Consider the following 13,397-nt stretch of genomic DNA (forward strand, 5'->3'; position numbering starts at 1 on the left):
CAGTTGCTAAGACATTGGCGCGAGATGCATGCTTGTACTCGGCAACTAGTTGGATGACACAAGCAACAGGGGAGTGTCCCGTGGTTCCGCTGGGTGAGGTCGCGCTCGACGACCTGGAGGTGGCCGACGGCATCGGAATGTCGATCGCGCGGCTGCACCGGTTGCTCGCCTGCGTGTCGTCCTCCGGCAGCAAGGCCGGCATGGACCGGCCGACCTTCATGCTGCTGGCCACCCTGGCCGAACACGGTCCGCGCAGGTCGGGGGCGCTGGCCGAGACGCTGCACTCCGACCCGTCCACGATCAGCCGCCAGGTGGCGCAGCTGGTCAAGACGGGTCTGGTCGAGCGTCAGGTGGACAAACAGGACGGACGGGCGACCGTCCTGGCCGTGACCGAGCAGGGCCTGGCCCTGCTCGCGGACATGCGCGGTCGGCGCAATGCGCAGATCGCACAAATGATCATGCACTGGCCCGATGGCGACCGAGCCCGCTTCAACGAGCTCTTCGAGCGGTTCATCACCGACTACGAGCGCCATCTGCCCGTGTTCATCACCGCGTTCGCCGACAAGGCGGGCGTGGGAGGGGAGAAGTAATGTCACAGACCGCTTCCCCGGCCACCGCCGGTGTCGGCGGTGGGGGGTTCACCCAGCGACAGATCCTGACCGTGATCTCGGGTCTGATGCTGGGCATGCTGTTGGCCGCGCTGGACCAGACGATCGTCTCGTCGGCCATGCGCACCATCGCCGACCAGCTGCACGGCCAGACGCTGCAGGCGTGGGCCACCACCGCGTACCTGATCACATCCACCATCGCGACTCCGCTGTACGGCAAGCTGTCCGACATCTACGGGCGCAAGCCGATCTACCTGGCGGCGATCTCGATCTTCCTGGTCGGCTCCGTGCTGTCCGGCATCTCCACGTCGATGTACGAGCTGGCGGCGTTCCGCGCCGTGCAGGGCATCGGCGCCGGCGGCCTGATGTCGCTGGCCTTCGCCATCGTCGGCGACATGATCCCGGCCCGTGAGCGCGGCAAGTACCAGGGCTACTTCCTGGCCGTGTTCGGCCTGTCCAGCGTGGCCGGCCCGGTGGTCGGCGGCTTCTTCGCCGGCATCCCGACGCTGCTGGGCGTGGACGGCTGGCGTTGGGTGTTCCTGGTCAACATCCCGATCGGCGTGATCGCGCTGATCGTGGTCAGCCGGGTGCTCAACCTGCCGCACCGCAGCATCCAGCACAAGGTCGACTACTGGGGCGCGCTCACGCTGTGCCTCGGCGTCGTGCCGCTGCTGATCGTGGCCGAGCAGGGCCAGGAGTGGGGCTGGGGCTCGGCCGGTTCGCTGGCGCTGTTCGCCGTCGGCGCCGTCGGCATCGTCTCCTTCATCCTCGTCGAGCTGCGGATGGGCGAGGCGGCGCTGCTGCCGATGCGCCTGTTCCGCAACACGGTGTTCAGCCTGGCCAACGTCCTCAACTTCATCGTCGGCATGGGCATGTTCGGCGGCCTGGCCGCGCTGCCGCTGTACCTGCAGATCGTCAAGGGCGAGACGCCCACCGACGCCGGCCTGCTCACGCTGCCGCTGATGGTCGGCATCACGGTGTCGTCGCTGAGCTCCGGCCAGGTCATCGCCCGCACCGGTCGCTACAAGGTGCTGCCGATCATCGGCACCGGCGCCATGGCGGCCGCGCTGTTCCTGTTCAGCGGGCTCAACGCGGACACGAGCCTGGTCTACGCCGGCTTCGTGATGGCGCTGATGGGCGTCGGCCTCGGCCTGTGCATGCAGACGCTTGTGCTGGCCATCCAGAACGTGGCCAAGCCGCAGGACATGGGCGTGGCCACCGCGTCCGCAACCTTCTTCCGCGGCATCGGCGGCACCGCCGGCACGGCGATCTCGCTGTCCATCCTGTTCGGCGTGGTCGGCGACCGGATCGGCAGCGCGTTGCAGAGCGCGCGGACCGATCCGTCGTTCATCGCCGCGGCGCAGGACCCGAAGGTGCTGGCCAACCCGGCCAACGCGGGCTTCCTCAAGGGCCTGGCCAGCGGCGGCGGCAGCATCGACCTCCAGGACACCTCGTTCATCCAGCTGCTGGACGCCCGGTTGGCGCGGCCGCTGCTGCAGGGCTTCTCGTCCGCGATGGACACGGTGTTCCTGGTCGGCGGCATCACCACGGTGGTGGCGTTCGCGCTGGTCTGGTTCCTGCGGGAGGTGCCGCTGTCGACCAAGTCCGGCCTGCAGCGCGCCGCCGACGGCGAGGACGCCGAAGAGCGCCCGCTGATCCCCGTGATGGACTGACGCAACCAACGGAGAAGGGGCCTTCCGGAATTTCCGGAAGGCCCCTTCTCGCTATGCCGATCAGTGCTTGGCGAAGGGCTCCATGGCGCCGCTGGCGATCGCGTCCTGGTAACGCTTGTAGGAGCGGTTCACCTCGGCCTCGGCCTCGACCCGGCCGACCCAGGTCGCGCCCTCGACGCTCTTGCCCGGCTCCAGGTCCTTGTACACCTCGAAGAAGTGCTGGATCTCCAGCTTGTGGAACTCGTTGAGGTGGTGGATGTCACGCAGGTGCTCGGACCGCACGTCGTCGGCCGGCACGCAGAGCAGCTTGTCGTCGCCGCCCTTCTCGTCGGTCATCCGGAACATGCCGATCGTGCGGGCCCGGATCAGGCAGCCCGGGAACGTCGGCTCCTGGACCAGCACGAGGGCGTCGAGCGGGTCCCCGTCCTCGCCGAGCGTGTCGTCCACGAAACCGTAGTCGGCCGGGTACTGGGTCGCCGTGAACAGCGTCCGGTCCAGACGGATCCGGCCCGTCTTGTGGTCGACCTCGTACTTGTTCCGAACACCCTTGGGGATCTCGATGGTGACGTCGAACTCCACTGTCCTCGCTCGTTTCGCCTCTTTGCGCAAGCGTGCCCCACGGTCGGCGCGCTGCGTCGGGGTTGGCACTCCGGTTACGCCACTAGTGTGGACCACAAGTCGTGTGTCACCGGCATCCATGGGGCTGGTGAGCTGTGTGAGCTTGGTCCGTGTCGGCCACGGACCCTGTCGAGGAGGACTTCGTGCCCGAATCCGGCCAACCGGCGCCCGCCTGGCCGACGCAGCCGGCGGACGATGTCTCGGAGCAGGCCGTCGCCGCAGGTGAGCCCGGCCCGGTCGGCTGGCCGTCGGCCGACGACGACGGCGGGTCGCCGGGCTGGCCGAGCGCCGATTCGGCGTCACTCGATGGGGTGAAAAAGGCGGAGTCGGCGAAGGCTGACGTGAAGGCCGAGTCCGACGACAGGACCGAAGTCGAGCCTGAGGCCAAGGCCGGGTCCGAAGCCCAGTCCGAGCCGGATGGTGCGGGCAAGCCCGAGGTGAAGGCCGCGGTCGAGCCCGAGGTGAAGGTCGAGACCGAGGACTCGGCTGAGCCCGAACCCGAGATCGAATCCGGCCAGGCCGAGCCTGAGGCCAAGGCTGTGGTCGAGCCCGGAGACGACGAGCCTGAACGTGAGGCGAAGTTCGAAGGCAAGGCCGAAGACAAGGCGAAGCCAACGGCCGACACCGAGGCCAAAGCCGAAGCCGAGCCCGAAGCCACGCCTGAGCCCGAAGCCACGCCTGAGCCCGAAGTCAGGGCCAAGGCCGAAGACAAGCCCGAGCCCCAAACCAAGCCTGAGCCCGAAGTCAGGGCCAAGGCCGAAGCTAAGCCCGAGACCCAAGCCAAGCCCGCGCCTCAAACCACGCCCGAGGCCGAGGCCAAGCCTGAGCCCGAAGTCAAGGCGAAGCCTGAATCCGTCAAGGCGCAGCCCGAATCCAGGGTCGAGGCCAAGCCCGAACCCAGGGTCGAGACCAGGCCGGAAACCAGGACCAAGTCCGAGGGCAAGGGCAGGTCCGAAGACAAGGTCGTGACCACGGCCGAGGAGCAGGACACCGCGCCGGTGGCGGAACCGGCCACTCAGCAGGTGCCGGTGCCGAAACCGGTTCCAGGGCCGGTGAAGGAGCCCGCGACCCAACGCGTCCAGCCTCCGCCGGTCAAGGAGTCCCAGCGCTCGCAGACGCCGCCTCCGCGGCAGACACCTCCACCGGCCTCTCGCCAGACGCCGCCACGCCCGGCACCGCCGCGAACGCCTCCGCCGCCACCGCCGTCGCCGCCACGCTCGGCTCCGCCGCAGACGCCGCCACCGCCGTCGCCGCCGCACCCGGCTCCGCCGCAGACGCCGCCACCGCCGTCGCCGCCACGCCCGGCTCCGCCGCAGACGCCACCTTCGCCGCCGCGTCCGGCACCGCCGCAAACCGCGTCTCCGTCGAGGATTCCGCCGGCCCCGCCGAGGGAGCCGGTGACCCAGCGCGTGCCGATTCCGCCGCGGATCCCGGCCCAGAAACCGGTTCCGGAGCCGCCCCGGCCGGCGTCAAGGGAACCCGAGACGCTCCGTATCAGGCTGACCGACCTGCCGACCAAGGCCGAGCCCCAGCGGATCGAGCCGCCGGTCTCGCCGGTCGAGGACACGGTCTCGATACCGGTGGACAACGACCGCGCCCGCCTCGACCCACCGACCGTGCAGCTGCCCAACCCCGCGGATCTGCATGCCGGCGACGACACCCCGACCATCCGCGTCCAGGTGCCCCGCCCGCCGGCGGCCGGCCGTCCCGAGCTGGGCGACGACGTCCCGCAGCCGGCGCCGCAGCTGCCCCCGCCGCCGCGGACGTCTCCCGAGAACGACATCGAGGAGCCGGCCCCGCGACGTTCCCGCAAGCCGCTGCTGGTCGGCCTGGCCATCGTGCTTGTGCTGGCCGTCGGCGCAGGCGTCTACTTCGGAACGTCCGGGTTCGGCGGCTCGACGGTCGTCGCGACGGCCCCGCCGCCGTCACCCGCGGCCCCGAACCTGCTGATCAAGCCGCTGGCCGACGGGCCGAGCCCGACCGCCGCCGGCATCGCCGCGGCGCTGGCCGGCCCGGCCGGTTCGCCGGCGCTGGGCACGCTCACCGGCAGCGTCGTCGATCCGGCGACCGGCACCACGTTGTGGGACCACAACTCCAACACTCCCTTGACGCCCGCGTCCGCCGGCAAGCTGCTGACCATGACAGCCGCCCTGTTGTCATTGGACCCGCAGTTCCGCTTCACCACCAACGTCGTCGCCGGCCCCGACCCCGACACGGTGATCCTGGTGGGCGGCGGTGACCCGTCGCTTTCCTCGCTTCCGGCCGGCAAGGAGAGCGTCTATCCCGGCGCGGCCCGCCTGGACGACCTGGTCGCGCAGGTGAAAAAGGCGACCAACGGCACCGTCCACAAGGTCCTGCTGGACACCACCCGTTACAGCGGCGAGCCGATGGCGCCCGGCTGGGAGACCAGCGACATCGCCGGCGGGTCCGTCGCCCCGATCACGCCGATCATGCTGGACGGCGGCCGCAGCCGGCCGACCGTGTCGGAGCCGGCCCGGACCGCGACCCCGGACACCGACGCCGCCAAGGAGTTCGCCCGCAGGCTCGGCGCGGACCCCAACTCCGTGCAGAAGGCCACTGCCCCGGCTGATGCGAAGGTGCTCGGCTCCGTGCAGTCGCCGCCGTTGACCGACATGGTCAGCAATCTGCTCCAGATCTCCGACAACGTGCTCGCGGAGGCCATCGGCCGCGAGGTGGCCAAGCAGGCCGGAGCCCCGCTCACGTTCGCCGGCGGCGCCAGCACCGTGCTGAACATCCTGCGTAACAACAACTTCGACCTCACCGGCGTGACCATGTCCGACGGCAGCGGACTGTCCACTCAGGACCGGGTGACGGCGAAGCTGCTCAGCTCCATCATGACCGTGGCCGCCGGGCCGGACGGCGGCAGCGACCCACGGGTGGCCAAGCTGCGGCCGCTGCTCAACGGGCTGCCGGTCGCCGGCGGCAGCGGCACGCTGTCCGATCGGTACGGCGATGCCACGTCCGCGCCGGGCAAGGGCTGGGTGCGGGCCAAGACCGGCACGCTCGACGGCGTGAACACGCTGACCGGCATCGTGCAGGACACCGACGGCAAGGTGCTGGCCTTCGCCCTGATGTCCAACGGATCCCAGATCGAGCAGGGCCGGGCCGCGCTGGATGCCGTGGCCGCCGCGCTGCGTGGCTGCGGATGCCGCTGATTCGGCTGCTGTGGATGCCGCGGCACCCAAGGTAGCGTCGAGGGCGTGAACGCGGGAAACGCAGCCAGGTCCCTGCCCGACGGTGGTCCTCCGTCACCGGTGGACTGGTCGGTCGCCGCGTCGACCGCCCAGCGGTTGATCCGGTCCGGCCCGACCGTGCCCAGAGCGGAGGCCGACGCCGTCGTGCGCGAACTGCGCGACATGACCGGCGCCGCCGAGTTGCACGTGCGCGAGCTGACCGGGCTCGGGCACGGGCTTCCCCTGCTCGAAGGCCAGGTCGTGGACCGCCACGGCTGGGTCCGTGCCGCCAGCGAGGGCCTCGCCCTGCTCACCGAGGGCGCCATGCCCGCGACGATGCCCGGCCCGTTGGGCGGCGTCCTCGCCGGCACCGCCGGCGTGCAGGCCGGCATGGTGTTGGCCTTCCTCAGCTCACGGGTGCTCGGCCAGTACGACCCGTTCGGCGGCGGCGGCCGTCTCCTGCTCGTCGCGCCCAACATCGTGGCGGCGCGGCAGGCCATGGACGTGCCCGCCAGCGACTTCAGCATGTGGGTGTGCCTGCACGAGGGCACCCACCGGCTCCAGTTCACCGCCGTGCCCTGGCTGCGGGACTATTTCTCCTCCCAGGTCGGGCAACTGCTGTCGGTCATGGACGACACCGCCGTCGGGGCCTTCAACCGCATCCCCGAGATGGTCCGTTCCGCCCGTGATCGGCTCAAGTCCGTCCCCACCGAGGGCCCCACGGCCTTGATGGAGCTCATCCAGTCTCCCGAGCAGCGGGCCGTGCTCGACCGCTTGGTCGCGCTGTCCACGCTGCTCGAAGGGCATGCCGACCACGTCATGGACGCCGTCGGCCCGGTCGTCGTGCCGTCGGTGACCACGCTTCGGTCGCGCTTCACCGCCCGCCGCAAGGGCGGCGGCGTGCTCGACCGTGTGCTGCGGGCCGTGCTCGGCGTCGAGGCCAAGATCCGCCAGTACGCCGAGGGCGCCGCCTTCACCCGCCACGTCGTCGACGCCGTCGGCATGCCCGGCTTCAACACCGTGTGGACCTCACCCGAGACCCTGCCCTCCCGCGCCGAGATCGCCGACCCCGCCGCCTGGCTCCGCCGGGTCCAGCCCTGAGTTGTCCACAAGCCCCGACTTGTCCACAGCCACCCCCGTTTCAAGATCAACTTCGGGTTGTCGCTGGTAGACTGGGCTTGGGGACGCCCCCCTGGGATAGGGAGGGGGCTGATTTCGTTGAGGCCGGATGAAGCAGTGTCCGTGGTTCGCACTGCGGTGCGCCGCCTGGTGACTGCCGCGCGGAAGGCCGGGCATCTGGGCAGTGGGCAGCTGGCGGTGGCGGTGTCGGGCGGGGCCGATTCGCTGGCGCTGGCGGCGGCGGCGCAGCATCAGGCGCGCAGGCTGAACCTGACCGTCCATGGCCTCATCGTGGATCACGGCCTGCAACCGGGCTCGGACAAGATCGCGGAGACGGCGGCGGAGCAGCTCAAGGAGTTGGGCCTGCCGCACGTGACGGTGCTGACGACGAAGGTCGAAGGCCCGGGCGGCATGGAGGCGGCGGCGAGGCGGGCCCGGTACGAGGTGCTGAGGCGGGCGCTGCCGGCCGAGGACGCGATCGTGCTGCTGGGGCACACCCGGGACGACCAGGCGGAGACGGTGCTGCTGGGCCTGGGCCGAGGCTCGGGGCCGAGGTCGATCGCGGGCATGAGGCCGCTGGATCCGCCCTGGGGGAGGCCGCTTCTGGGCGTGACAAGAGCCCAGACGGAGCGCGCCTGCACGGCGCAAGGGTTGGCCTACTGGAGTGATCCACACAACGTGGACCCGGCGTTCACGAGAGTGCGCCTGCGCCGGGAAGTGCTGCCGCTGCTGGAGGACGTCCTGCACGGGGGTGTGGCGGACGCGCTGGCCCGGACGGCGGCGCAGCTGCGGGAGGACAACGACGCCCTGGACGCGATCGCGGCGGAAATGCTGGTGGGCGACCCCGAGGAGCTCGACACGCGCAGCCTGGCCGACACGCCGGCGGCGGTCCGGCGGCGGGTGCTGCGGGCCTGGCTGAGGCGACGGGGTGTGACTGAACTCACCGATGCCCAACTGCGTGACGTGGACGCACTGATCGGTGAATGGCGAGGTCAGGGGGGCGTGTTGCTCCGAGGCAGCTTGGTGGCACAGCGCGCACATGGCAGGCTGCAACTAGTCCGAGCGTCGCCCTGAGCAGGGGCCACGCACCTAGGCCGAAAGAGGGGAAGCGGCCCGTGTACGAGGGCGACATCGCCTCCGTGCTCATCACCGAGCAGCAGATCAGCGACAAGACCCAGGAACTGGCCAAGCAGGTCGCCGCGGACTATCCCGTCGGCGAGGACGGCTCGGACCTGTTGCTGGTCGGCGTGCTCAAGGGCGCGGTGATGTTCATGACCGACATGGCCAGAGCTCTCCCGGTGCCGGTCCAGCTGGAGTTCATGGCCGTCAGTTCCTACGGATCCTCCACGTCCTCCTCGGGCGTGGTGCGCATCCTCAAGGACCTGGACCGGGACATCGCCGGCCGCAACGTGCTCATCATCGAGGACATCGTCGACTCCGGTCTGACACTGTCCTGGCTGCTGAAGAACCTGGCCTCGCGCCGCCCGGCCTCGCTGGAGGTGTGCGCCCTGCTGCGCAAGCCGGACGCGGTCAAGGTGGACGTGCCGGTGAAGTACGTGGGCTTCGACATCCCCAACGAGTTCGTGGTCGGCTACGGCCTCGACTACGCGGAGCGCTACCGGGACCTGCCCTACATCGGCACCCTGGACCCGAAGGTCTACTCCAGCTGAGTGTTGTGAAAGGACCATTCCTGACGTTGAACGTCAGGAATGGTCCTTTCCAAACGGTTCAGCAGCCGGTGGTGGTGTTGCCGCAGGGGCGGCGGCTCAGGGCGTCGAACAGGACGCCGCGGAACGAGGCGGCGTCGATGGCCTGGTAGGCCTTGCCGTTGGTGACCGCGGCGATCTGCTGCAGGGCGTTCATGTCGGCGTCCGGCCCCAGCCCGATGCCGATCACCTCGACCGGTTTGGACTGGTCGGCCTGGGCCCGCAGCATCTGCAGCAGGCCGTTGAGGTCCAGCCCGCCGGCCTTCTCGTTCTTGCCGTCGGTGATGAGCACGACGGCGTTGACCTTGGTCGGGTCGAAGTCGTCACGAAGCGTCTCGTACGCGGCGAAAGCCGTGTCGTAGAGGGCGGTGCCACCGCGCACCCGGGCCGGCAGCGCCGTCGCCGCCTGTTGCAGCGCGAACCGCTGGTTGACGCCGTTGACCTGGCCGCCGAGCGGCCCCAGCGGCACCAGTTCCTTCCAGTCGTTGGGCGGCCCCTGCTGCTGCGAGAACGCCCACAGCCCCACGTACGTGCTGTCGGGCATCAGGGCCATCGCGGCCAGGGCCCCGTCCCGGGCGACCTCGATCCGCGTCTGCCCGCCCGGCATGGGCGAGGTCATCGACCCCGACACGTCGATCACGGCCAGGGTCCGACCGTCCAGATGCACGACGTTCCACGCCCGCAGCACGGTGCCGACCTGAGCGGCCGACGGCGCCGGCAGCAGCGGCGGGGTCGCGGCCTGCACGCCGTCCTTGCCGCCCCAGCTGGCCGAGGCGGTGCCCTTCGGGTCACGGAAGCCGGCGGCGCTGAAGATGCCGGACGACCGCGCCGAGCGCAGCTCCCGCTCGAAGGCGGCGGCGGCCGAGTCGGTGCCGGCGACCTCGTTCTTCGTCGTCACGCGCACGAGGGGGTAGTCGAACAACACGGTGCCCTCGGCCGGGTAGATCGCCACGGCCTTGGACGGGGCCGCGGTCTCCACGTTGTACGACACCACCGACTGCTCGGTGGTGGTGAACAGCAGCGCGTTGGCCGGGTCCCTGCGGATGTTGTCGAACCCGTCGCTCACCGAGTTCAGCGTGGTGCCGCGCAGCCGCAGCAGCACGGCGATCAGCTCCTGCGGCGGCAACCCGTTGGACTGCGCCGGCAACAGGCCCTGGGCCAGGCCGAGCGTCGCGACGCCCTCGGTGTTGGTCAGCGGATCGGTGATCGCGATCGGGGTCTGCCCGGTCACCAGCCGCTGCCAGCTCACCGGCGACTTGGGCCAGCCCAGCTTGGTGGCCTGCGCCGTGCTGGCCGAGACCACGAGCGGCGACGACGCCAGCGAGGGGTGCTCGGCCAGCCTGGGGCTGTTCACCGGGTCCTTGTTGTCCAGGCCCTGCGCCGTAGACACCCACAGCGACGAGTCCGGGATCCACAGCGCCGGCGGGTCGATGGGTCTTGTCGGCAGCGACTGCACCACGTCGGCCGAGCCCTCGCTGACCACGGACACCTTCACGCACTGCCCGTTGACCGAGGTCTGGTCGTGCTCGAAGGCGTCGGCCACCGACTGCACCGCGGGGGCCGCGCTCGGTGTCACCGCCACCCTCAGCGGCACCTGGCCGGCGCACCGGACCGAGTTGGCCGTGTTGGCCACCACAACCCCGCCCACGGCCAGCACGGCGACCAGAATGGGCAGGAAGAAGTGCCACTTTCGACCCCGCTCCGGCCGGGAGGGCGGCCGGTGGGCTCCTGTTGGCGTAGACATGGTGGTGCGCGAACCTCCTGGTCGGCGTCCAGAGCGGGCGCGGGCTGTTCTCCTCGGATCGTCGACGTGGGGACCCCGGGCCGTAACAGCCGCGGGCCCCGTCCGGTCGGATTGGACCGAACAGCGCAGCTCCCTGGGCCGAACAGGTCATCGTGTCAGTGGCGTTGGCACCCGGGTGCCCTCCTTCTTCCGGTGCAGAGCGGCCCACGGAGGTACGTGGCCGCCGCGAGCGCGGTTCACCCCGAATGGCGGCGGCGTGTCTCCGGTCATGTCGGGGAACCCCGTCCCTGCTCCGAGCGTTGGGAGCGTCATGAGGCCGCCGCCGGTCCAGCGCCGAACTTCCGACCGTGGTCCGACGGCGGCGGGCGGTAAGCTAGCTGGACGGGGCTGTCCCGCCGAAGGCGGTGACATCGCCGCTCGACGTGTTGAGCAGTGTCGTGAGGCAGGGCTTGACGTAAACGCAGGGAGGGTCGAGGCCGCGTGACGGCCGTAGGTGCATGGACCGCAAGCGCGTTCTCCGCAACCCGCTGATCTGGATCGTGGCGGCTGTTGCCGTGTGGCTGGCCTTCCAGCTGCTGGGCGATGACACTCGTGGCTACACCACGGTGCAGACCTCGGATGCAATTAGCCAGGTGCAGAAGGGCAATGTCAAGACCGCCCAACTGGACGACAAGGAGCAACGGCTCCGGCTCGACCTGAACACGCCGTTCAACGGGCACACCCAGATCATCGCGTTCGTTCCGGCCAACGGATCCGAGGACGCGGTCTTCCGGATGCTCCAGGACCCGGCCAACAAGGTCGCCTCCTACGACGTGAAGGTGACCACCGAAAACGCCTTCACCAGCATGCTGCTCATCCTGGTGCCCATCGGCCTGCTGCTGCTGGTGTTGATGTGGATGATGAACAACGTCCAGGGCGGCGGCAACCGGGTGCTGAACTTCGGCAAGTCCCGGGCCAAGCAGCTGTCCAAGGACATGCCCAAGACGACGTTCGGCGACGTCGCCGGCGCTGACGAGGCCGTCGAGGAACTCCACGAGATCAAGGACTTCCTACAGAATCCCGGCCGATATCAGGCGCTCGGCGCCAAGATCCCCAAGGGCGTGCTGCTCTACGGCCCGCCGGGCACCGGCAAGACCCTGCTGGCCCGGGCCGTCGCCGGCGAGGCCGGGGTGCCGTTCTACTCGATCTCCGGCTCGGACTTCGTCGAGATGTTCGTCGGTGTCGGCGCCTCCCGCGTGCGTGACCTGTTCGAGCAGGCCAAGCAGAACGCCCCGTGCATCATCTTCGTCGACGAGATCGACGCCGTCGGCCGGCACCGCGGCGCGGGCCTCGGCGGCGGCCACGACGAGCGCGAGCAGACCCTCAACCAGCTGCTGGTCGAGATGGACGGCTTCGACTCGCGCGGCGGCATCATCCTGATCGCGGCCACCAACCGGCCCGACATCCTGGACCCGGCGCTGCTGCGCCCGGGCCGCTTCGACCGGCAGATCCCCGTCGGCGCCCCCGACATGCGCGGCCGCCAGGCCATCCTGCGGGTGCACGCCAAGGGCAAGCCGTTGGCCCAGGACGCCGACCTCGACGGACTGGCCAAGCGCACCGTGGGCTTCTCCGGGGCCGACCTGGCCAACGTGATCAACGAGGCCGCCCTGCTCACCGCCCGGCACAACGGCACCATCATCACCGGCGCCGCGCTGGAGGAGTCGGTCGACCGCGTGATCGGCGGACCGGCCCGCAAGAGCAAGATCATCTCCGAGAAGGAGAAGAAGATCACCGCGTACCACGAGGCCGGGCACGCCCTGGCCGCGTGGGCCATGCCGGACATCGACCCCGTCTACAAGGTCACCATCCTGGCGCGCGGCCGCACCGGCGGCCACACGCTGTCGGTGCCCGAGGAGGACAAGGACCTGATGACCAGGTCCGAGATGATCGCCCGGCTGGTGTTCGCGCTCGGCGGCCGCGCCGCCGAGGAGCTGGTCTTCCACGAGCCCACCACCGGCGCCTCCAACGACATCGAGCAGGCCACCAAGATCGCCCGCGCGATGGTCGCCGACTACGGCATGAGTGCCCGCCTCGGCGCGGTGAAGTACGGCCAGCACGAGGGCGAGCCGTTCCTCGGCCGCCAGATGTCGCACGCGCCGGACTACTCCCTCGAGGTCGCGCACGAGATCGACGAGGAAGTGCGCAAGCTCATCGAGGCCGCGCACGACGAGGCGTGGCAGGTGCTCAACACCTACCGCGACGTGCTCGACGACCTCGTGCTGGAGCTGGTGGACAAGGAGACGCTGCACCAGAAGGACCTGGAGCGGGTCTTCGCCCGGGTGCAGAAGCGGCCGCGGATCACCGAGTTCAACAACTTCGGCAACCGCACCCCGTCCGACAAGCCGCCGGTCAAGACCCCCGGCGAGCTGGCCAAGGAGCGCGGCGAGCCGTGGCCCCCGGTCACGGAGGACGCGCCCGAGCCGGAGCCCGCGCCCACCCCGGTCGCGACCGTGCCCGGCGGCGGCGAGCTGCCCGGCACCAACGGCTCCACCGCCTACCCGCCGGGACGGCCCAGCGGCAACGCCGGTGGCCCGCCCAACTACGGCGCGCCTCCCGGGTGGACGCCCGCGACCCAGCCCAACGGCTCCTGGACCCCCAACTGGGACCAGAACCGGCCCGGCGGTTCGCCCGGCAACACCCAGTCCGGCAATCCGGGTGACACTGAGCGGGACAGCGGCCGTTGATACGGTCCGCGA

Annotated in this window: 10 protein-coding genes; 7 read left to right on the forward strand and 3 right to left on the reverse strand. The window is 70.3% G+C overall.

Translation table 11 applies throughout. The features are described 5' to 3' along the window. Positions 1-80: 80 nt before the first annotated feature. Both AB0M73_RS24260 and AB0M73_RS24265 read left to right on the forward strand, forming a co-directional pair. Positions 81-590: a MarR family transcriptional regulator gene (locus tag AB0M73_RS24260; protein WP_363894293.1), complete on the forward strand. Its 510-nt coding sequence runs from the start codon at positions 81-83 to the stop codon at positions 588-590. Then, positions 590-2,281, forward strand: coding sequence for an MDR family MFS transporter (locus AB0M73_RS24265; RefSeq protein ID WP_363894296.1), 1,692 nt, complete (start codon positions 590-592; stop codon positions 2,279-2,281). Before AB0M73_RS24260 ends, AB0M73_RS24265 begins: the two co-directional genes overlap by 1 nt. Before the next feature lie 60 nt (positions 2,282-2,341). Here the strand turns inward: AB0M73_RS24265 and AB0M73_RS24270 are convergent, their stop codons facing one another. After that, positions 2,342-2,860, reverse strand: a complete 519-nt coding sequence (locus AB0M73_RS24270) for an inorganic diphosphatase (RefSeq protein WP_043719961.1) — start codon at positions 2,858-2,860, stop codon at positions 2,342-2,344. Between the two features lie 338 nt (positions 2,861-3,198). Continuing rightward, positions 3,199-3,678 carry a hypothetical protein gene (locus AB0M73_RS24275; RefSeq protein ID WP_363894299.1) on the reverse strand — a complete coding sequence of 160 codons (480 nt, stop codon included), beginning with the start codon at positions 3,676-3,678 and terminating at the stop codon, positions 3,199-3,201. A 618-nt stretch (positions 3,679-4,296) separates the two neighbouring features. Here AB0M73_RS24275 and dacB point away from each other — a divergent pair. The 4 genes from dacB to hpt all read left to right on the forward strand — a co-directional run bounded on the left by dacB (position 4,297) and on the right by hpt (position 8,882). Then, a complete protein-coding gene (gene dacB, locus AB0M73_RS24280; protein WP_363894302.1) occupies positions 4,297-6,075 on the forward strand; it encodes a D-alanyl-D-alanine carboxypeptidase/D-alanyl-D-alanine-endopeptidase in 1,779 nt (592 codons plus the stop codon). A 45-nt stretch (positions 6,076-6,120) separates the two neighbouring features. Next, positions 6,121-7,194: a zinc-dependent metalloprotease gene (locus tag AB0M73_RS24285; protein WP_232240925.1), complete on the forward strand. Its 1,074-nt coding sequence runs from the start codon at positions 6,121-6,123 to the stop codon at positions 7,192-7,194. A 141-nt stretch (positions 7,195-7,335) separates the two neighbouring features. Beyond that, positions 7,336-8,286 carry a tRNA lysidine(34) synthetase TilS gene (gene tilS / locus AB0M73_RS24290; protein ID WP_363894306.1) on the forward strand — a complete coding sequence of 317 codons (951 nt, stop codon included), beginning with the start codon at positions 7,336-7,338 and terminating at the stop codon, positions 8,284-8,286. Positions 8,287-8,327: 41 nt separating this feature from the next. After that, complete coding sequence (gene hpt, locus AB0M73_RS24295; protein ID WP_043719958.1) at positions 8,328-8,882, forward strand: hypoxanthine phosphoribosyltransferase; 555 nt, start codon at positions 8,328-8,330, stop codon at positions 8,880-8,882. A gap of 58 nt (positions 8,883-8,940) precedes the next feature. On the opposite strand, the gene AB0M73_RS24300 is transcribed toward hpt, so the two are convergent. Further along, on the reverse strand, positions 8,941-10,662 hold the full coding sequence (locus AB0M73_RS24300) for a substrate-binding domain-containing protein (protein WP_363894310.1): 1,722 nt from the start codon (positions 10,660-10,662) through the stop codon (positions 8,941-8,943). A 497-nt stretch (positions 10,663-11,159) separates the two neighbouring features. Between AB0M73_RS24300 and ftsH the strand changes: the two genes are divergently transcribed. After that, on the forward strand, positions 11,160-13,385 hold the full coding sequence (gene ftsH, locus AB0M73_RS24305) for an ATP-dependent zinc metalloprotease FtsH (protein ID WP_363894313.1): 2,226 nt from the start codon (positions 11,160-11,162) through the stop codon (positions 13,383-13,385). Positions 13,386-13,397 lie beyond the last annotated feature (12 nt).

The sequence above is a fragment of the Kutzneria sp. NPDC051319 genome, assembly GCF_040682195.1.
Taxonomy (GTDB): Bacteria; Actinomycetota; Actinomycetes; order Mycobacteriales; family Pseudonocardiaceae; genus Kutzneria.